The organism is Streptomyces sp. NBC_00691 (assembly GCF_036226665.1).
Taxonomy (GTDB): Bacteria; Actinomycetota; Actinomycetes; order Streptomycetales; family Streptomycetaceae; genus Streptomyces.
Genome location: NZ_CP109007.1, coordinates 8,264,933 through 8,285,388 on the forward strand (window position 1 = coordinate 8,264,933; position 20,456 = coordinate 8,285,388).

Sequence of the window (20,456 nt, forward strand, 5' to 3'; positions counted from 1 at the left end):
CGGAAACAGAACCGAAACTGTTTCGAAAAGTGAGGCGCGATGAAGCGACACACACAGCTCCTGAGAACCGCTGCCGTCGGTGGGGCGTCGCTGGCCATGACCCTCTCCCTGGCCGCCTGCGGCGGCTCCGACGACGCGTCGGGCGACTCCGGCACGATCCACGTGCTGGTGTACGGCGACGCGACGAACAAGGTGGAGGAGCAGCTGGTCGACACCTTCAACAAGACCTCGAAGGTCAAGGCGGTCCTCGACACCATCCCCGGTGCCGACTACCAGTCGAAGCTGCAGACGATCATCAGTGGCAAGCAGGCGCCGGACGTGTTCTTCAACTGGGGCGGCGGCAGCATCAAGCCCTACGTCGACGCCGGGCTCCTCATGCCGCTCGACGACTTCATCTCGAAGAACCCCAGGCTCAAGTCCGATTTTCTCCCCTCGGTCTTCAACACCGCGGTCGTCGACGGCAAGCCGTACGGCGTCCCCATGCGCGGCACCCAGCCCGTCCTGCTCTTCAGCAACGAGAAGGTCCTCAAGGACGCGGGCGTGAGCGCCCCTCGCACCTGGGCCGAGCTGCTGACCGCCGTCAAGGCCCTCAAGGCCAAGGGCGTCACCCCGATCGCCCTGGGCGGCGGCGACAAGTGGCCGACCCAGATGTGGTTCCAGTACCTCTACGACCGGGTCGCCGGCCCCGAGCTCTTCCAGAAGGCCGTCGGCGGCGACAAGGACGTGTGGGCGAGCGAGGACAGCAAGAAGGCGCTGGGCAAGCTCAAGGAGCTGATCGACGCCGGTGGCTTCGGCACCAACTACGACTCGGTGAAGTTCACCGACGGCGGCTCCCCCGCCCTGCTCGCCACCGGCAAGGCCGCCTTCGAGCTGATGGGCTCATGGGAGTACTCCACCCTCCAGGACGCCCACCCGGACTTCGTGAAGAACGACCTGGGCTATGGCGCCTTCCCGACCGTCGAGGGCGGCAAGGGCGACCCCAACAACATCGCCGGCAACACCAACAACTTCTACTCGGTGCTCAAGACCACCAAGCACCCCGAGGCCGTCGCCGAGTTCCTGAAACTCATGTACTCCGACGAGTTCGTCAACGCCCAGCTCGCGGTCGGCAACCTGCCGACCACCACCAACACCGCGAAGTTCCTCGACGCCTCGGCCAACCCCGCCTACTCCACCTTCCAGTACGACCTGGTGAAGAAGGCCCCCGCCTTCCAGCTCTCCTGGGACCAGGCCTTCCCCCCGGCCGCCACGACCACCCTCCACCAGGCTGTCCAGCAGTTCTTCAACGGACAGATGGACACCGACGCCTTCATCGCCGCCATGCAGAGCCTGCCCGCGGCCTGACGACCGGACCAACCGACATGACCACTGCCACAGCCCCCGCCGTGGACAGCGTCGAGAAGCCCGGCACCCGGAGGCGGCCGAGCCGCCCCGGCACCGGGGTGGGCCGCCCGGGCTTCGCCTGGGCGGCGCCCGCCGCCGTCTTCTTCGGCCTGTTCGCCCTCGTCCCGCTCGCCCTGGTCGTCGTGCTCTCCTTCACCCGCTGGAACGGTCTCGGCTCCCCCGAGTTCGCCGGCCTGGAGAACTGGAGCAAGCTCCTCGACGACCCCGTGATGGTCAAGAGCCTCTGGCTCAGCCTGCTCCTCACCGTCCTCGGCGTCCTCGTCCAGACCCCCCTCAGCATCCTGCTCGGCGTCTGGGCCGCCGGCCACCAGCGCAACCGGGCCGTCCTCTCCGCGATCTACTTCGTCCCGCTGCTGCTCTCCATCACCGCCGTGTCCGTCCTGTGGCGGGCCGTGCTCGACCCCAACTTCGGCGTCCCCTCCCAGGCGACGTGGCTGTTCGGCGACGGCAACCTCTTCGGCGTCCAGTCCAGCGCCCTCGGCGTCCTGGTCTTCGTCAGCACGTGGCAGTTCACCCCCCTGCACACCTTGCTCTACCAGGGCGCGGCCCGGGCCGTTCCCCAGGTCCTCTACCAGGCCGCCCAGATCGACGGCGCCGGCCGGTACCGCCAGTTCTTCCACATCACCCTGCCGCAGCTGCGCAACACCGTCATCACCTCGACGATCCTGATGGTGGTCGGCGGACTCACGACCTTCGACACCGTGCTGATCCTCACCCAGGGCGGTCCCGGCACCGACACCACGAACAGCGCCTACTACATGTACCAGAAGGCCTTCAAGAGCTTCGACTTCGGAGGAGCCTCCGCGATCGCGCTCCTCCTCGTCCTCGTCGCCACCCTCGTCTCCCTCGTCATGGTCAGGCTGAGCGGCTACGACAAGATGCGCAGCACCATGGAGGGCGTGTGATGCGGAAGCGTCCCCACTACCTCGCCGGATTCGGCTCGCTGGTCTGGCTGTTCGTCGTCGGCCTGCCGCTGTACGTGATGCTGGTCGCCACGTTCCAGACCCGGGCGGACTACGCGGCGAACGGACCCCTCGGGCTCCCGACGAACTTCACCCTCGACAACTACGTCAACGACCTGAACGACGGCTTCGCGCAGTACTTCCTCAACACGGTCATCGTAACCGTCGCCGTCGTGGGGCTCGTCCTGCTGCTCGTCCCGCCGCTCGCGTACGCGATCGTGCGCAGCGACGGCAAGGCGACGGGAAGGGTCTTCCGGCTCTTCCTGCTCGGACTCGCCATCCCGTCCCAGGCCGTGATCGTGCCGATGTTCTACCTGATCAACGAGGCCGGCCTCTACGACAACCTCCTCGGCGTCATCCTGCCGACCGCGGCCTTCGCCATGCCCGTCTGCGCCCTGATCCTCACCGGCGTCATGCGCGACATCACCTCCGAGCTGTACGAGGCGATGACCGTCGACGGCGCCTCCTCCTGGCGGATCTTCCTCCAGCTGGTGCTGCCCCTGTCGAAGAGCGGCCTGTCGACGATCGTCGTCTTCTCCTCGCTCCAGGCGTGGAACGGCTTCCTGTTCCCGCTCGTGCTCACCCAGTCCTCGGAGAACAAGGTCATCACCATGGGCCTCTACGACTTCCAGACCGAGCACGGCGTCGACATCCCCGGTCTACTCGCGGCCGTCGTCCTGTCCATGCTCCCCATCCTGCTCGTCTATCTGTTCGCCCGTCGCGCCCTGGTCCAGGGCCTGATGGGAGTCGGAGGAAAGTGACCGCACACATGGCCACGCCGCCTCACACCGCACTCGCTCCCTGGAGGGATCCCGCGCTGGACCCCGAGACCCGCGTCAACGCGCTGATCCGCGAGATGACGCTCCAGGAGAAGATCGCCCAGCTCTTCGGCGTCTGGGTCGGCGCGTCCGACGAAGGCGCCGAAGTCGCCCCGCATCAACACGACATGGAGGATCCGGTCGGCCTCGACGACCTGATCCCCCACGGACTCGGCCAGCTCACCCGGCCCTTCGGCACGGCCCCCGTCGACCCGGCACTCGGCGCCCTGTCTTTGATGCGGACGCAGGCGAGGATCACCGCCGGCAACCGCTTCGGCATCCCCGCCGTGGCGCACGAGGAGTGCCTCGCCGGCTTCGCCGCCTGGGGCGCCACCGCCTACCCCGTCCCGCTGTCCTGGGGCGCGACCTTCGACCCGGAGCTCGTACGGGAGATGGCCAGCGCGATCGGGCGGGACATGCGCGCGGTCGGCGTCCACCAGGGCCTGGCGCCGGTCCTCGATGTCGTGCGCGACGCCCGCTGGGGCCGCGTCGAGGAGACCATCGGCGAGGACCCCTACCTCGTCGGCACCGTCGCCACCGCCTATGTCCAGGGCCTGGAGTCCGCAGGGATCGTCGCCACCCTCAAGCACTTCGCCGGCTACTCCGCCTCCCGCGCGGGCCGCAACCTCGCCCCAGTCGCCATGGGCCGCCGCGAACTCGCCGACGTGATCCTCCCGCCGTTCGAGATGGCCGTCCGTGAGAGCGGTATCCGGTCGGTGATGCACGCCTACACCGACACCGACGGCATCCCCTCCGCAGCCGACGCGGATCTGCTCACCGGGCTGCTCCGCGACACCTGGGGCTTCACCGGCACCGTCGTCGCCGACTACTTCGGCATCGCCTTCCTCAAGACCCTGCACGGCGTGACCGGCACCTTCGGCGAGGCCGCCGCCGCGGCCCTCACCGCCGGCGTCGACGTCGAACTGCCCACCGTGAAGACCTTCGGCGCCCCGCTCCTCGACGCCGTCACGAAGGGCGAGGTGCCCGAGGACCTGGTGGACCGCGCGGTACGCAGGGTCCTCAGCCAGAAGATCGCGCTCGGCCTCCTCGACCCCGGCTGGAACCCCGTCCCGCCCGCACTCGAGAACGCCGACACCACCACCGACCCCGAGCTCCTGCGCGGTACCATCGACCTCGACCCCCCCGCCAACCGCGAACTTGCACGCCGGATTGCGGAACGGGCCGTCGTCCTCCTCCACAACGACGGCGCCCTGCCCCTCGACCCGGCCGCGCCCCGCCGGATCGCGCTGATCGGTCCTACAGCCGAAGCCGCCACAGCCGTCCTCGGCTGCTACTCCTTCCCCGTCCACGTCGGCGGACAGCACCCGGATATTGCCCTCGGCATCGACCTGCCCACCCTCCACGAAGCGCTCCGGGCGGAATTCCCCGCCGCCGACATCGTCGTCGCGCAGGGCACGGGCATCGATGACGGGGCGACCGAAGGCATCCCTGCGGCCGTCGCGCTCGCCCGCGACGCCGACCTCGTCATTGCCGCGCTGGGGGACCGCGCCGGCCTCTTCGGCCGCGGCACCAGCGGCGAAGGCTGCGACGCCGAATCCCTCAGCCTCCCCGGGGCCCAGCAACAGCTCCTCGACGCTCTCCTCGACACCGGCACCCCCGTGATCGGCACGCTGCTGGCCGGACGCCCCTACGTCCTGGGCCGTGCCACCGACGAGGCAGCCGCCATCGTCCAGTCCTTCTTCCCCGGCGAATCCGGAACGGGTGCCGTCGCCTCCGTCCTCAGCGGCCGCACCAACCCCAGCGGACGTCTGCCCGTCAGCATTCCCCGCCACCCCGGCGCCCAGCCCTCCACCTACCTCGCCGCCCGTCTGGGCCACGCCAGCGAGGTCTCCAGCATCGACCCCGCTCCCGCGTTCGGCTTCGGCCACGGCCTCACCTACACCACCTTCGCCTGGTCCGGCCTCACCATCGAGGCAGCCGAGGCTCCGACGGACGGCGAGTTCCATCTCACCTTCACCGTCGAGAACACCGGAGACCGCAGTGGCACCGAACTCGTCCAGCTCTACCTCCACGACCCGGTCGCCTCCGTCGTCCAACCCGTGCAGAGACTCATCGGCTACGTGCGGCTCGACCTGGCCGCCGGCGAGAAGAAGCTCGTCGCCGTGGACGTACCCGCCGACCTCGCCTCCTTCACCGGCCGCGACAGCAGGCGCGCGGTCGAACCGGGAGAGCTGGAACTCCGGTTCGCCTCCTCCAGCACCACACCCAGGCTCACCACCCGCGTCACCCTCACCGGCCCCGTGCGCCACGTCGACCACCACCGACACCTGCACGCCCACTTCCAGACCACCCCGCACACCTCCTACTGATCACATGGCTCCGGCCGGCTTCCAGGCCGGCCGGAGCCATTACTGTCACGAGCGAAGGAGCCGCCATGACCAGCCCCCTGACGAACTGGGCCGGGAACGTCACCTTCGGTATGCGGCGCTTCCACGCCCCGACCTCTGTCACGGAACTCAGGCAGATCGTGGCCCAGGCCGACGCCGTGCGCGCACTGGGCACCGGACATTCGTTCAACGCCCTCGCCGACACGACAGGCGACCTCGTCTCCACCGCCGACCTCCCGCGGACGATCGACATCGACCCCGCCGCCCGCACCGTCACCGTCAGCGGCGGCACCCGCTTCGGAACCCTCGCCTCCGCCCTCCACGGCGCCGGGTACGCCCTTCATAACCTCGGCTCGCTCCCGCACATCTCCATCGCCGGAGCCTGCGCTACCGGAACGCACGGATCGGGCGACACCAACGGCAACCTGTCCTCCGCCGTCCGCGTCCTCCACTACGTCGATGCCGCGGGCGAACTGGTGACGCTCGACCGCAGCTCCGCCGAGTTCGCCGGCTCGGTCGTGGCGCTCGGCGCCCTCGGTATCGTCACCCACCTCACCCTCGACGTGGTACCCGCCTTCGACATCCAGCAGTGGGTGTACGAAGGCCTTCCCACCGAGATCCTGAGGGCCCGGTTTCCCGAGGTGATGTCCGCCGCCTACAGCGTCAGCGTGTTCACTCGGTGGCGCGGCGAGTCCGTCGACCAGGTCTGGCTCAGGCGCAAGGTGGACGACGACGGGCCGGTCCCCGGCCCCGCACGCTGGCACGGAGCGACGAGAGCCGACAAACAGCGCCACCCCGTCCCGGGCATGACCGCCGACGCCTGCACTCTTCAACTGGGCATCAGCGGACCCTCCCACCTCAGGCTTCCCCACTTCCGCCTGGACGCGGCCCCCAGCAGCCGCGGCGACGAGTTCCAGTCCGAGTACTTCGTCGCTCGCGAGGATGCTGTGGCTGCCTTCGATGCCCTCCACGACATCCGGAAACGCTTCGCCCCATGCCTCCGGATCAGCGAGATCCGCACGATAGCCGCCGACGATCTCTGGCTCAGCCCGGCCCACCACCGCGACTCTGTCGCCTTCCACTTCACCTGGCTCCCCGACCAGAGGGCCGTCACCGCAGCACTGCGGCACATCGAGAACGCTCTGGCTCCCTTCGCTGCCCGCCCCCACTGGGGAAAACTGTTCACCCTCGAACCCGACGCGCTGCGTGCCCTCTATCCGGCCTACGGCCCCTTCGAACAGCTCCTGAGCGCTCGCGATCCGGAAGGTGTCTTCCGGAACAACCTGCTCCGACGACTCTTCGCCCTTGAGGCCGGCCCCAAAACGCCTAACTGATCGTTTCAAAATGAGTTCGGCGTGAGGGCTTGGTCTGGTGGCGGCAGACTGGTGCGGGTGTCGGATGATCTGGTGCCTGATGATCTGTGGGAACGCATCGCCCCACTGCTGCCCCCCGCCCGCCGAGGCGCCCTCGGTACCCCGGACGCCTGCCGGCGGACGACCGTGCGGCCCTGAGGAGCATCGTCTACGTCCTGCTGTCGGCGTACACGTGAACGTGCATGGCCGCGTACGGATGAACGTGCAGAGTTCCTGATGTGCTGAAGTTCAGGGTTCGGCACTCTGCTGCCTGTTGGTCGAGGTCGCAGAGATGGGGTGGCCGTGGTCCTGGATCCGCAGCGCTGGCGGGAACTACGGCGCTTTCGTGGCCTGGGGGAGTCCGGAGCGATGAGCCTGACCGAGGTCGCGAAGGAAACGGGCCTGAACTGGCGGACGGTCAGCAAGTACCTGGCAGGCGACGGACCCGCCGCACCTCCGCGCCGGTCGCCGAACGGCAGGTCACGGGTCAGGGTGATCGACGAGTTCGCGCCGCTGGTCGACTCGATGCTGCGGGCGGAGATCTTGATGAAGGCCGCCGTGATCCACGGGCGACTTGTGGCGGAGTACGGGTTCACCGGCAACTACCAGCGGACCAAGCTCTACGTCCAGGAAGCCCGGCCTCGGATTGCCGAGGAACTCGGCATCACGCCGAATGAGTTGGCGGGCATGCACCGCCGTTTCGAGGCGATCCCGGGCGCCCAGGCCCAGGTGGACTGGGGCGACGAGGGCAAGATCCTCGCCACCGCGATCCTCGACCGGCTCCTCCACCACTGCGAAGTGATCTCCATCAACGGCCCCAGCTACCGGCTCAAGTACCGCCTCCAGGCCATCGAGCGAGAGAACGACGTGGCCTGACCAGCTGCGATCAGGACACCAGGTCGTCGCCCGGCGCGATGAAGGCGTCGGCACTATCAGCATCCTCGACATGCCCTTGGGCATCGACCGTGATGGCTGTCGCCCGCCCCTGCGACGTGATGAGCCAGGCCAGCACCTGTTCCGTCAGCGGCGTTCCACCCGGGCCCTCGTCCTTCCAATGCACCCGCCACCCTCCGCCAGGCACCGCGGCCACGACCTGGTCGGCCCGCTCCAGGTGGGAGAAGTCCTCGTAGTCCGTCACCGGACGCAGGGCACCACGCTTGGGATCGACGACCAGGGCTGTCCCGGGCGCCTGGTCCCAGCCCTCCACACGGACCATGCGGCCGATCTCGGTGTCGGTGCCGTTGAAGATCGCGGTCCAGCCGGTCTGATTGAAATGGCGAAGAGTCACCGCTCCATCATCTCGAACACGACGCTCGCGCTTCAGAGGTCTCCTTGCACTGCGCGTTCATCCGTACGCGGCTCTGCACATAGGCGAGTACGCAGACAGCTCTGCGATCGGGTGAAAGGCGGCGGCACTGTGGTCGGCGATCACCCGGTCTCTGCCCGGGGTGTGCACGAGCCGAGGGCTGGCGGGCGCAGTGGGGGAGGTCAGGCCGTAACGGCGGCCTGCGTGTTGTGGGTAGGGGCGAGTGCCTCAGTCCAGGTGAGCAGCTGGTCGAGCATCTGGGTGAGGGCGGGGCCCTGGTGTTCGCCGGGGGTGAAGGAGGCGCCGAAGTCGGCGAAGTCGGTGCGCAGGTTGAGGGTGACGGTGGCGGAGACGTCGGCGATCTGCGGTGCGCCGAGGACGGGGCGCAGGGCCTCGGCGGCGCGGACGCCGCCGTCGACGCCGTAGGAGACGAGGCCGGCGGCCTTGTTGTTCCACTCGGCGTAGACGCGGTCGAGGGCGTTCTTGAGCGCGCCGGGGAAGGAGTGGTTGTACTCGGGGGTGACTATGACGTAGCCGTCGAAGGCGGCGACCGTGGCGGCCCACTGCTGGGTGTAGGGGTGGGTGTAGCGGCCCATCGCGGGCGGCAAGGGCTCGTCGATCTGCGGCAGGTCGGCTTCGGCGAGGTCGACGAGTTCGTAGTCGGCGTCGCCGCGTCGGCGGGCCTGTTCCAGGACCCACTGGGCGACGTTAGCTCCGGCGCGGCCGGTGCGGGTGCTGCTGAGAATGATCGCGATCTTCGGCAACGTGACTCCTGTGGGTGAGAGGTTTCCGGGCGGCGGGCGCACCGGCCTTGTGGGGAAGGTCGGTGGGGCCCGCAGCTGTGTGGTTGTGGGGGTGGGGTTACGGGGCTGCCGGGCCGGTGGTGAAGAACGCCGTCATCTGCTCCAGGCCCTGCGGGCCGAACATCGTGTCCAGGCTCTGGGCGGAGTCGGCGGCGGAGGCTTCGCTGCGCGGGAAGAGGGCTTCCTCGTAGGCGGTCAGGGCGGCCTCGGTGTCGCCGGGGCGGGCGGCGATGGCCAGGGCGAGTTCGGCGCCGTCGAACATGGCGAGGTTCGCGCCTTCGCCGGCGAAGGGCGACATCACGTGGGCGGCGTCGCCGAGCAGGGTCACGCCGGGCACGCGGTCCCAGCGGTGGCCCACCGGCAGGGCATGGATGCGGCGCGGGGTCATGGTGTCCGCGTCGGCGATCAGGCCGCGCAGGGCCTCGTCCCAGCCCTCGAAGCGGGCGAGGACGGCCTGCTTGGCCGCCGGCAGGTCGGTGAAGTCGACGGTGTCCAGCCAGTCCTCGTCCGCCTTGAGGGCGGTGTAGACGTGCAGGCTGCCGTCGTTCTCCTTGTGGGCGAGAAAGCCGCGTTCCTCGCCGAGGCAGATGAAGAACCCTCCGCCGATCACGGCCGCGCTGCGCGGGTGACGGGTGTCCGCGTTCAGCAGGTCGGTCTCGACGAAGGAGATGCCGGTGTAGGCGGGCGTGGCGTCGGAGAGCAGGGGGCGCACGCGTGACCAGGCGCCGTCGGCGCCGATCAGCAGGTCGGTGGTGATGGCGGAGCCGTCGGCAAAGGTCACCTTGTGGCGTCCGCCCGACAGGGCGCGGACCCCGGTGACCTTCTTTCCCCAGTGGACGGTGCCGTCGGGGAGGGCGTCGAGGAGCAGGTCGCGCAGGTCGCCGCGGTCGACCTCGGGCCGGCCGCCGGTGCCGTCGTCCTCCTCCGAGACGTGGACGGTGCCGTCGGGGCCTAGCAGGCGCATGGCCTGACCGCCCTCATGAATGATCTTGAGGAAGCCGTCGTGGAGGTCGGCGGTGTGCAGGGCCTTCTGGCCGTTCTCCTCGTGGATGTCGAGCATGCCGCCCTGGGTGCGGGCCTCCCTCGACGCCTCCAGCTCGAAGACGGCCGCCTCGATGCCGTGGACGTGGAGGACACGGGCGGCGGTGAGGCCGCCGAGACCTCCGCCGATGATCGCGATGGGGTGATGCGTGTTCATGGGGTGCTCCTAGAGGTGTGGGGGATGACGCTGCGGCCGCCCTTGCCGACTCACCTCTCCACCGTAACGAACATGTTCGTAGCGAACAAGTTCGTTCGGGGGTTTGTTGCGTCCCTTCTGCGCGGTATGGGCGCGGGCCGAAACGCGAACGGCGCCCCGAACGGAACGCCGCAGCCCTTGGAACCTCCCGCAGATCAGCCGGTGGCGCCCGGAACGGGGGTGTGGAGGATGCCGTTGATCACAAGGTCGAAGCCCCAGGACAGCCGTGCGTCTTGCGTGCCGGACAGCAGCGCCGGCAAGTGCGCCTTGATCATCGGGTGCTCGGCCTCGTCCACGCCGTACGCGGCGCGGGTGAGCGCGTCCCAGTCGTCCTGGCTCATCGGGTCGCGTTCCTGGCTCCCGTGCTCGGCGGCGGTGGCGGTCGCGTACTGCAGGAGGTTGTCCACGCCCCAGGCGACCTGCTCGCGCGGGGCGCCGCTGCGGGAGAGCAGCAGCAGGAGGCGTTCGACCAGGTCGAGGTAGTTCGCGCCGCTCGGGCGGGCGACCAGGGCGGAACGGGCGAGCTGCGGGTGCTGGAAGAGCAGGCGGGTGTAAGAGGTCAGGACCGCGACGAGTTCTTCGCGCCAGTCAGCCCCCGGCCGGTCGGCGGGCAGGTCCACCTCGCCCAGGAGCGCGTCCAGGACGGCGGCGTGCAGCTCGGCGGTGTTGGCAACGTAGACGTAGAGCGAGGCCGGACCGGTGTCCAGCTCCTGGGCCAGGCGCCGCATGGTCACCTTCTCCAGCCCCTCGGACCGCATGACCCGCACCGCCACCTCGACGATCCCCCGCCGCGTCAGGGCCGGCTTCGCGGGGCGTTCACGCCGGCTGATCGGTTCTCGCTTCACAGTCATACACCGATCGTAACGAACATGTTCGCCATTCGGGGGTGCGGGATCACACCTTGCCCGGCCCGCCAGCGGGGCCGGCATCCTGCGCGAGCTCCTTCGCCCTGAGAATCCGGCTGCCGGACTGGTACGCCTGCCAGGCCACCGGCCAGGCGAGGGCGAGCACCGCCAGCGCCACCACGGTGCCGAACCCCTCCGGGTCCCGCGCCCCCGGGGACCCCGTCAGGCCACCCACGACCACCAGCCCTGGTCCGACCGCCCCCGCCGTCCAGCCCGTGCCCCGACCGGACACGAGCGCGCACACGGCCGCGGCGAGAAGGATTAATGCCAGCACGCCGGCCTCGGCGGCCGGCCGGGCTGCGGCATCACGTCACCGGCCTGCTCCACCGCCCGCCCCAGCGCAGCGCCGCCACCACCCCGGCGAACAAACAGCGCAGCGCCAGCACCAGCCGCACCGGCAGCGCCCGCGGCGCCAGCAGCGGCAGCCCGTACGAGCCGGTGCGCAGCGCCAGCGACCAGACCAGCACCAAGACCGCGAACACCCCGACTCCGACCGCGCGCACCCCGCCGTCCCACTCCTCCTCGCTCGCCGCGGACACCGACTGCACCAGCCCCTCACCCAGCACGATCAGCACGAACAGCCCCAGACGCTCTGACAGATGCTCGATGTCTGCGGCCACGACCTGCGGCTTCCGCCGCATCCTGCTCCGGACGCGGTCGACCCGCGCATGGGCCTCCTCAGGCGGCAGGGCGGCATTGCGCCGCTCCTCGCGCCGCAGCCAGTGCTCCGCCCGCTCCTCCGCGTCCGCCCACTTCTGGTCGACCTCCGCCTGGAGTGCCTCCCGGCTGACGCGCACCATGACCGCCATGTCGATCACCAGCCCCGCCGCCCACAGCCACAACCGGCCATCTCCGTGCACCCACAACGACACCACCCGCGGCGTGAGACCGACCCCCAGCTGGATGATCGGCAGGTCCGCGACCACATGTCCGCGCCCGCTCCGCCACCCGGGACGCGATGAGCCGCACCACGATGTACGCGAGAGCGAAGGCACGGGCCTTCTCGTCCGACTCGTGGACCCCCGGCACGGCGGCCGCCATCACCGCCATCCCGAACATCGCCGCGACGACCGCCACTACCCGGGCCCGCTCCCCCGCCACGTTCCCGTACATGGTCGACATGACCCAGGTGAACCAGAACGCCAGGAACAGCACCGCGTACTGACCCAACGACGTCCAGCTCGGCCCCGCATGCAGCAGGTGCGCCAGCTGCCCCACCCCCGCGACCGCGATCAGGTCGAAAGACAACTCCAACCACGAGGCGTGCCGCTCACCACCCCCCGGCCCGGAGGTGGGAGAACTGCTCATCGAAGTAGATATAAAAGAATTATGTTCACTAAATGATCGTTTCAGAATGCCGCTGCGGAGACGCCGGCGGTCCATGGAATAATCCCTTCCACGCTGTGACACCGGAGCAGCCCACAGTCTCCGCCGGGACATCCCGCCACGCGACACCCGTCCGCAGCACGAACAGGACGCCGACGAGTGCCGCCGGTCCGGAATACGCAGCCGCCCGGGGTGGCGATGGCGCCGTTCGGGAGCGGGCGGCAGCAACGGGGCCACCCGCTCCCACAGGCGGTCAGGAACAAGATCGGCGCGCACCCCGGACTCCCTGCCGATGAAGGTCGCTGAGCATGAGTCCCGCATCTCAACTCATTCAGGGCGTTCAGCGTCTCGTCGACGTGCCGCCAAGCGGTGGCCTGGGACATCCCGGCGGCGGCTCGGTTCCGCCCATGCTGACAGCGGTCATTCCCGCTCGGCGGCATGCATACCATTGCATGAACGGCATCCAGGCCGGGCTTCCAGGTCCGCTCACCAGCGGCGATGCCGCCAGTTCGCCTGGTTCCGCAAGGACGCGGAGCAGTGGGGTGCTGGGGAGGTACAGAGAGAAACGGGGGGCGGCATGCATCTGCGGGTGCTACTGGGGCGCGATACGGAGCGCCGCGCGCTGGCTGCCCTGGTCGAGCAGGGGGCCGCCGGTTCGGGCGGCGCTACGGTGATCACCGGGGCGCCGGGGATCGGCAAGTCGGCGCTGGTCGCGGAGGCCGCAGGCGCGGCGGCACGCGGTGGGACCCGTGTGATCACCGCTGTGGGGGTCCAGTCGGAGGAAGACCTGCCTTGTGCGGGTCTTCACCAGTTGGTTCACCAACTGAGGGACGGAATCGACGACTTGCCGGGACGTCAGCGCAGCGCGCTGCTCGCGGCCGTCGGGCTGGTCGACGAGGCCGTACCCGATCTGTACCTCGTCGGCTTGGCCGCGCTGACCCTGCTGACGGACTCGGCGGCGAAGACGCCATTGCTGGTGGTCGTCGAGGACGCCCACTGGATGGACCGTGCCAGCCTCGATGTGCTCGGGTTCGTGGCGCGGCGGATCGAATCAGACCCCCTCGTTCTGCTCGCCATCACCCGGCGCCTCGACGACCGCCTCAGCAGTGCCGGCCTGCCCGTGCTGCACCTGGGCCCTCTGACGGACGAGGTGTCGGGTGAGGTGCTGGATGCGGTGGCCCCCGGACTGGGGCAGCAGGTCAGACGGCGGCTGTTGGAGGAGGCCGCCGGAAACCCGCTGGCGCTGACCGAACTGCCGGTCGCGCTGCAGTCGGTCGGCGGGGCGTACGCGCTCAATCCGGGTCCGCTGCCGCTGACCGCGCGGCTGGAGCGGACGTTCACGGCACGGGTCTCCCGTCTGCCGGCCGACACCCGCGCGGTCCTGCTCCTCTCGGCCCTCAACGGTGACGGGACGATGGAGGAATGCCTCGACGCGGCGACCCGGATGCTTGGGACGGCCGTCGGCGTCGGTGCTTTCGAGGCGGCGATCGACGCGGGCCTGGTGGAGGCCCAGGGGTTGATCTTCAGGCACCCCCTCGTCCGCTCGGCGATGCACCACGCCGCCACCGCCGTGGAACGCCAAGCCGCGCACGCCGCGCTGGCCGCCGCGCTCCAGGGACAGCCCGATCGGCAGGCATGGCACCGTGCCGCCGCCACCGCCGGTCTCGACGAGAGAGTGGCACGGGATCTGGACTCCACTGCCGGCAGAGCCCTGCGGCGAGGCGGTGTCGCCGCGGCTCTCGCCGCGCTGAGGCGGGCGGCGGAGCTGACGAAGGACCCCTCCGCGCGGGCGGACCGGCTGCTCCGGGCGGCGGAGCTCGCACTGGAGTCGGGCCAAGGAGACGATGCGGCGCACCTGCTGATTCAGGCACGCTCACTGGACCTTTCGGTCCGGGACCGAGGCCGCGCGGCCTGGGTCAGCATCGCTCTGGCCGAGGGGACGCGGGGCGAGGGCGCCGCGACCGCCGAGCTGGCCGAACTGGCGGTCGAGATCGCCGCCGGCGGCGAGTCGACACTGGGGCTGCGCATGCTGTGGAGCGCGGTCTTGCAGTGCTTCTGGGGGGAGCCGGGCCCGGCCGCCCGCGAGCGGGTGGCCGCCGCCGCCGACCGGATGCCCGTGCCTGCCGACAACGCCGACCTGGTCGCTCTGCGGGCGTACTCGGCGCCGGTCGAGCGTGGGGAAGGAGTCATGGAGGGCCTGGCGGGTCAGCTGGAGCGCTCATCGGAGAACGCGGAGGGGGACCAGCTCCTAGGCGCCGCCGCCGTGACGGTGGGCGCTCCCGCCCTGGCGAGCCGGCTGACGGCAAGGTCGCTGGACGCCCTGCGAGCACAGGGCAGGCTGTCGATGCTGGCCCGCGCCCTCTGCGTCCAGGCGGGGAGCGCCGCACGGCTGGGTGACGTGCGTGCCGGCTCCCTCGCCGTGGAGGAAGCCTCGTCGCTCGCCCGTGAGACCGGTCAGCCCCTCGTGCACGCGATGGTGAACGCCATCCGCGCGCAGCTTGCCGCCGTCAGCGGCGATCCGGCGGCAGAGGCATGGGCGGCGGAAGCCGAACGCGAGGCCCTTCCCAGCGGAGGACGCCCGGTGCTGGCCATCATGCAGATGGCCCGCGGGCAGGCGGCCCTCTGCCAGGGCCGCTACGGCGACGCGTTCGGCCACCTGCACCGCGTCTTCGACCCGGCCGACCCCGCCTTCCATCCCTGGCTGCGCTTCTACGCGGTCGCGGAGCTGGCCGAGGCGGCGGTGCGCAGCGAATCCGCGGAGGTGGCACGCGACATCGTGCGGGAGCTGACCCCGCTCGGCGACTCGACGTCCTCGCCCGCCCTGCTCTGCGGGTTGCGACTGGGCCGGGCCCTGCTGAGCCCGCAGGACGCCGCCGAGCCGCTGTACAGGGCGGCCCTCGACGCCGTCCCCACGGACTGGCCGTTCGAGGGCGCGCGGGCACGCCTCGCCCTGGGCGAGTGGCTGCGGCGTCACCGGCGGCCAGCGGAGTCCCGCGTCGCCCTCCAGGCCGCACGCGAGATCTTCGACGCCCTCGGCGCGTCGGCATGGGCGGAGCGGGCACGACAGGAGCTGCGCGCCGCGGGCGCGTCGTCCCCGCGCCAGGATCCGGCCGCGGCCGACCGGCTGACCTCGACCGAGCTGCACGTCGCGCAGCTCGCCGCGCAGGGTCTGACGAACCGTGAGATCGGCGAGCGGTTGTACGTCTCGCCCCGGACGGTGAGTACCCATCTCCAGCGGATGTTCCCCAAACTGGGGGTCACGTCCCGCGGCGAACTCGCCGGGGTGCTCGGCGGCACGACGACATACCCCGAAAGCGCAGCGTCATGACGTACGCGGAAGACGCGGCACCATGACGTACGTCGGAGCCGTAGTCCGACGGACGCGGACCGACCCGCTTGATTCCTAGGTTTGTGCCATGCCCGGTACGCACACGGCGGACGGGCGGGAAGGCACACCATGGGAACCATCACCGTCGGCACCGAGGGCTCGACCGGCATCGACCTCTACTACGAGGACCACGGGTCGGGCCAGCCGGTCGTCCTGATCCACGGCTACCCGCTGGACGGGCAGTCGTGGGAGAAGCAGACCGATGCGCTGGTCAAGGCCGGCTACCGCGTCATCACCTACGACCGCCGTGGCTTCGGCCGGTCGAGCAAGACTATGACGGGCTACGACTACGACACCTTCGCCGCCGACCTGGACACCGTACTGACCCAGCTGGACCTGCGTGACGTGGTTCTCGTCGGGTTCTCGATGGGCTCGGGCGAGGTCGCCCGCTACCTCGGTACCTACGGCTCGGAGCGGGTGGCGAAGGCGGCGTTCCTCGGTTCGCTCCAGCCGTTCCTTCTGCAGACGCCGGACAACCCCACCGGTGTGCCGCTGAGCGTCTTCGACGGCATCGCGGAGCAGGCGGAGGCCGACCGCTACGCCTGGTACGAGAGCTTCTTCGTCGACTTCTTCAACACCGACGAGACGCTTGAGTCGCGGCTCAGCGAGGCCGCGCTGCGGGCGAACTGGGTCACCGCCGTCGACTCGGCGCCCATGGCCGCGTACGCGTGCGTCCCGGCGTGGCTGACGGACTTCCGGGCCGACGTGGAGCGCATCGACGTGCCGTCGCTGATCCTGCACGGGACCGCCGACCGCATCCTGCCGATCGACGCCACGGCCCGCGAGTTCCGACGCCACCTGCCCGAAGCGCGGTACGTCGAGATCGACGGCGCTCCGCACGGTCTGCTGCTCACCCACGCGGCCGAGGTCAACGCCGCCCTGCTCGACTTCCTCGCCGCCTGAGAGCCGGCGCTTGTCACGAAAGGACCGCACTCCTGTGCCGGTTGTGAACAACCCCCTGCCGCAGCGCGACCGCGAGACCGCGGGTGCGGCGCTGCAGGCGACCCTGACCGACCTCCTCGGCCTGTCCCTGGTGGCCAAGCAGGCCCACTGGAATGTGTACGGCCCGCGCTTCCGCTCGGTCCACCTCCAGCTCGACGAGGCCGCCACCATCGCCCGGAACCACGCCGACACGGTGGCCGAGCGCGCGGCCGCCCTGGGCGTCAGCCCGGACGGACGGGCCGGGACCATCGCGAACACCAGTGGCGTGCCCGTCTTTCCGCCGGGCTGGACCAAGGACAGCGACGCCGTTGACGCCTTGGTGCACGCGCTCTCCGCCGTGACCGAGAGGCTGCGTGAGCGCATCGTCGCGATGGGCCCGGTGGATGTCGTCACCGAGGACCTCCTCGTCGGACTCACGGCCGATCTCGAGAAGCAGAGCTGGATGTTCCAGGCGGAGAACCGGGTCTGATGGGGGAGAAGGGCATGGGTGTCGAGGGCACGAGCACCGCCCGGTTCGAGCCGGTACGGGCGGCGCTGGCGGCACACCTCGAAGCCGGCGAGGAGCTGGGCGCGTCGATCGCCGTCGATGTGGACGGGGTCATGGAAGTCGATCTCTGGGGTGGCCACGCGGACGAAGCACGGACCGTTCCGTGGCACCGGGACACTTTGGTGAGCCTGTGGTCGACCACGAAGACCCTCACCAATCTCGCGGCCCTCATCCTCGTCGACCGGGGCGCGCTGGATCTGCACCGCCCGGTGGCGCACTACTGGCCCGAGTTCGCCGCCCAGGGAAAAAAACACATCGAGGTGCGTCACGTCCTGGCCCACACCTCGGGACTGTCCGGCTGGGAGCAGCCCTTCTCCATGGAGGACCTCTACGACCGGCCCACCGCGAGTGCCCGGCTGGCCGCACAGGCACCCTGGTGGGAGCCGGGCTCCGCGTCCGGCTACCACGTCCAGACCCAGGGGCAGTTGGTGGGAGAGCTCGTCCGGCGGGTCAGCGGCCGCAGCCTGACAGAGTTCGTCGCCACCGAGATCGCCGAGCCGGCGCAGGCTGATGTCCAGATCGGCGCGCGACGGGCCGACTGGCCGCGTATCGCCGATCTGGTGGCCCCCTCGCAGCCAATCGGCATGCCCACGGGTCTTGATCCCGAGGGGATCTTCATCAGGACGTTGCTCGGAAGCCCCGCGCGTGACGAGCACGTCGACACCCCGCAGTGGCGCTCCGCCGAACTCGGAGCCGTCAACGGACACGGCAACGCACGTGGCCTGGCCCGAGCGCTCTCCGTCGTCTCGCGGCGCGGCGAGGTCAACGGCCGCCGGCTTCTCTCCGAGGAGACGGTGGACAAGGTGTTCGACGTCCAGGCCGACGGAGTCGACCTGTTTCTGGGCGTCCCCGTCCGCTGGGGCGTCGGCTACGCCCTCGCCGATCCGAGGACGATGCCGCACATGCCCACTGGGAGAATCTGCTTCTGGGTCGGCAGGGGCGGGTCGATCGTCATGATGGACCTCGACCGGCGCGTCACGTTCTCGTACACCATGAACCGGGTGGGCGACGGGCTCCTCGGTTCGGAGCGCACGCACATCTACCTCAGGCACGTCTACGAAGTCCTGGAGGGTACCGGCTGAGGTGTGGCCGTAGGCTCCGCGCGGGGGAGCCTACGGCCCACCGCCGAACGTGCCGTCAACCGCCTCAAGGTCTTTCGCCCGGTCGCCACACGCTGCGGGAAACGGCTCCGTATCCGCCTCGACGCCGTCGCACGCGCAGCACTCGTGATCTGGCGCCGCACACCGACCCCGGACCGGGAAACATCGCGTAGGAACGCGAGTGAGCTGCCGTCATCTGACTGAAGGGGAGCTCGCTCCCTCATCCGGTCGAGGCTTCCGCGCCCTCCGATCCGCGCTGCTCACGCGGCGCGGACGGACGCCCGTCCATCACGTACCGGCCAAATGATCCGGGCCCCGTTCCTCGAGTCACCCAGCTGCCTCGCCTTTCGGTCCGTCGAACACTATTCATTGAACAAGAGGGATTTCACCCATGCGCAAGACCCACCTCGTCCGTCCGGGCGGCAGATCCGTACTGCTCGGTGTCACCGCGGCCGTCGGACTGTCCGTCGCCGCCGTCACCCTGCCCGCCGCGGCAGGCGCCACGCCCCACCACCCCGTACGTCCGACGATCGTGCTGGAACATGGGGCGTTCGCCGACGCCGCGAGCTGGGACGGTGTCGTCGCCCGGCTGCAGAGCGCGGGCTACCCGGTGGTGTCCGCCGCCAACCCGCTGCGTGGTCCGGCGAGCGATGCCGCTTACCTGCGCAGCGTCCTCGACCACATCGACGGGCCCGTGGTCCTGGTCGGCCACTCCTACGGCGGCACCGTCATCAGCCAGGCCGCGGCGGGCCTCGAAGGCAAGGTGAAGGCACTGGTCTACATCGCGGCGTTCCTGCCGGACGAGGGCGAATAACGCTCGGTGGGGGGTTTGTTGGTGTGCTGGGTTGTTGAGGTCCTGGGGGTGTTGTGGGTGTGTTGAGAGGCGGTGTCGGGAGCTCGGTGAGGGTGGGCGGGGTGTTTGGGCTGGGGTTTTGCGTTCTGTGTTGAGCGGGACCGGGCTCGTTGTGGGTTTCACCAGCGTGTAAAGGCCTGTTTGGTGTTTGTGCTGTTCAGGGCTGTTTGGCCTGGTCGGTGGGCAGGGGTTAGCGGCTTCGGTGGGGGCGCCTGTGTTGTTTGGCGAGGTGGTCGAGTTGTACTGCGTCGAGGGCGGTTTTGGTGATGCGTTCGGGGCCGTCGTGGATAGCGGTGATGGCGGCCTGGCGGATCAGTCTGGTGAGGGATCCGATCCGGCCGGCAGTGCGCTGGTGGAGGTATTGTGCGTGGCGGGAGAGGGCGCCGGGTGTGTGCCGTTGCAGGTCGAGATTGTTTTCGATGTCGGTGATGACGTCGCGGAAGGGTTCACGCTTGCCGTGGCGGGCGGGGAGGGGACCGCAGTGGACGAGGGTGGCGCGTCCGGCGAGTTGAGCACCCCGTGTCCCGCTGAAGAGGGGTGTGTCGGTGACGTTGATGCCGGCGTAGACGAACGTGGCGGGGAGGCGTTCGGTGAGGTCTTTGATGAGGTCGGCGGTTTGGGCGCCGGTGGTGGTGCGGGGGTTGAGGCGGTGGATCTCGTCGATGAGGACGAGTTGGATGCCGGCTTGGGTGTAGGTGTGGCAGACGGCGTCGGTGATCTGGGTCTGGGTCATGCGTGTGGTTGTGGGGATGCCGAGGTAGCGGGCGAACTCGGTGACGAGGGTTTTCGCGGTCGCGCCGGGCGGGACCAGGACATACGCGACGGGTACCACCGCGTGGGCTGATCCGGGTGGTGCGGGGTTCTTCCGGGTGTGGGCGAGGTGGCAGGTGCGGCCGACGTTGAGGAGCGCGGTCGTTTTCCCGGCTGTGGCGGGTCCGGTGACGATCAGTGAGGGTCGGGCGGTGGTCTGCTGGTGGCGGCCGAGGATCATCAGGGTGCGGACCTGGGCGGCGAGGGTGTGGAGGGCGGGGGTGCGGATGGTGACGAAGCTGGAGTGGTAGGCGAGGCGTTCCTCTGTGCTGCGGGGCGGGTCGCCAGGGCGGGGAGGGGCGGGCGGGTCAGTGGTGGCGAAGCGGTGCCAGCCCTGCCAGGTGGTCAGGGGCCA

16 protein-coding genes and 4 pseudogenes are annotated in these 20,456 nt (G+C 69.9%); 12 read left to right on the forward strand and 8 right to left on the reverse strand.

Annotated elements, in window-relative coordinates:
* Positions 1-39: 39 nt before the first annotated feature.
* The 7 genes and pseudogenes from OG392_RS37065 to OG392_RS37100 form a co-directional block, all read left to right on the forward strand.
* Positions 40-1,344, forward strand: a complete 1,305-nt coding sequence (locus OG392_RS37065; protein ID WP_329286923.1) for an ABC transporter substrate-binding protein — start codon at positions 40-42, stop codon at positions 1,342-1,344.
* Between the two features lie 17 nt (positions 1,345-1,361).
* The gene (locus tag OG392_RS37070) at positions 1,362-2,309 is read left to right on the forward strand and encodes a carbohydrate ABC transporter permease (RefSeq protein WP_329286924.1); all 948 of its coding nucleotides are present in this window, start codon (positions 1,362-1,364) and stop codon (positions 2,307-2,309) included.
* Positions 2,309-3,127 carry a carbohydrate ABC transporter permease gene (locus tag OG392_RS37075; RefSeq protein WP_329286926.1) on the forward strand — a complete coding sequence of 273 codons (819 nt, stop codon included), beginning with the start codon at positions 2,309-2,311 and terminating at the stop codon, positions 3,125-3,127. The genes OG392_RS37070 and OG392_RS37075 overlap by 1 nt, the downstream gene beginning before the upstream one ends.
* 8 nt (positions 3,128-3,135) lie before the next feature.
* Positions 3,136-5,514: a beta-glucosidase family protein gene (locus OG392_RS37080; RefSeq protein WP_329286927.1), complete on the forward strand. Its 2,379-nt coding sequence runs from the start codon at positions 3,136-3,138 to the stop codon at positions 5,512-5,514.
* Positions 5,515-5,579: 65 nt separating this feature from the next.
* Positions 5,580-6,866, forward strand: a complete 1,287-nt coding sequence (locus OG392_RS37085; RefSeq protein WP_329286929.1) for an FAD-binding protein — start codon at positions 5,580-5,582, stop codon at positions 6,864-6,866.
* A 57-nt stretch (positions 6,867-6,923) separates the two neighbouring features.
* Positions 6,924-7,078, forward strand: a pseudogene (locus OG392_RS37090) (IS5/IS1182 family transposase); the annotation flags it as partial.
* A gap of 559 nt (positions 7,079-7,637) precedes the next feature.
* Positions 7,638-7,760, forward strand: a pseudogene (locus OG392_RS37100) (ATP-binding protein); the annotation flags it as partial.
* Positions 7,761-7,770: 10 nt separating this feature from the next.
* Here the strand turns inward: OG392_RS37100 and OG392_RS37105 are convergent.
* From OG392_RS37105 to OG392_RS37655, 7 genes and pseudogenes are all read right to left on the reverse strand, one after another.
* Entirely contained in the window at positions 7,771-8,172 is a 402-nt protein-coding gene (locus tag OG392_RS37105; RefSeq protein ID WP_329286930.1) for a hypothetical protein, read from the reverse strand.
* 200 nt (positions 8,173-8,372) lie between these two features.
* Positions 8,373-8,954, reverse strand: a complete 582-nt coding sequence (locus tag OG392_RS37110) for an NADPH-dependent FMN reductase (RefSeq protein WP_329286932.1) — start codon at positions 8,952-8,954, stop codon at positions 8,373-8,375.
* 97 nt (positions 8,955-9,051) lie between these two features.
* Positions 9,052-10,191, reverse strand: coding sequence for an FAD-dependent oxidoreductase (locus tag OG392_RS37115; RefSeq protein WP_329286934.1), 1,140 nt, complete (start codon positions 10,189-10,191; stop codon positions 9,052-9,054).
* Positions 10,192-10,385: 194 nt separating this feature from the next.
* A complete protein-coding gene (locus OG392_RS37120) occupies positions 10,386-11,081 on the reverse strand; it encodes a TetR/AcrR family transcriptional regulator (protein WP_329286935.1) in 696 nt (231 codons plus the stop codon).
* A gap of 43 nt (positions 11,082-11,124) precedes the next feature.
* The gene (locus OG392_RS37125) at positions 11,125-11,409 is read right to left on the reverse strand and encodes a hypothetical protein (protein ID WP_329286937.1); all 285 of its coding nucleotides are present in this window, start codon (positions 11,407-11,409) and stop codon (positions 11,125-11,127) included.
* A 31-nt stretch (positions 11,410-11,440) separates the two neighbouring features.
* Entirely contained in the window at positions 11,441-12,061 is a 621-nt protein-coding gene (locus OG392_RS37130) for a low temperature requirement protein A (protein ID WP_329286938.1), read from the reverse strand.
* Between the two features lie 70 nt (positions 12,062-12,131).
* Positions 12,132-12,782: pseudogene (locus OG392_RS37655) on the reverse strand (low temperature requirement protein A); the annotation flags it as partial.
* A 256-nt stretch (positions 12,783-13,038) separates the two neighbouring features.
* Between OG392_RS37655 and OG392_RS37145 the strand changes: the two are divergent.
* The 5 genes and pseudogenes from OG392_RS37145 to OG392_RS37165 form a co-directional block, all read left to right on the forward strand.
* Positions 13,039-15,789: an AAA family ATPase gene (locus OG392_RS37145; protein WP_329286941.1), complete on the forward strand. Its 2,751-nt coding sequence runs from the start codon at positions 13,039-13,041 to the stop codon at positions 15,787-15,789.
* Between the two features lie 129 nt (positions 15,790-15,918).
* Entirely contained in the window at positions 15,919-16,752 is an 834-nt protein-coding gene (locus OG392_RS37150) for an alpha/beta fold hydrolase (RefSeq protein WP_329286943.1), read from the forward strand.
* A gap of 34 nt (positions 16,753-16,786) precedes the next feature.
* Positions 16,787-17,260, forward strand: coding sequence for a Dps family protein (locus OG392_RS37155; RefSeq protein WP_329286946.1), 474 nt, complete (start codon positions 16,787-16,789; stop codon positions 17,258-17,260).
* 14 nt (positions 17,261-17,274) lie between these two features.
* Complete coding sequence (locus tag OG392_RS37160) at positions 17,275-18,420, forward strand: serine hydrolase domain-containing protein (RefSeq protein ID WP_329286949.1); 1,146 nt, start codon at positions 17,275-17,277, stop codon at positions 18,418-18,420.
* A 409-nt stretch (positions 18,421-18,829) separates the two neighbouring features.
* Positions 18,830-19,249 (forward strand): annotated as a pseudogene (locus tag OG392_RS37165) (alpha/beta fold hydrolase); the annotation flags it as partial.
* Between the two features lie 232 nt (positions 19,250-19,481).
* Here the strand turns inward: OG392_RS37165 and OG392_RS37170 are convergent.
* Complete coding sequence (locus OG392_RS37170) at positions 19,482-20,450, reverse strand: ATP-binding protein (protein ID WP_329287680.1); 969 nt, start codon at positions 20,448-20,450, stop codon at positions 19,482-19,484.
* Positions 20,451-20,456: the final 6 nt, after the last annotated feature.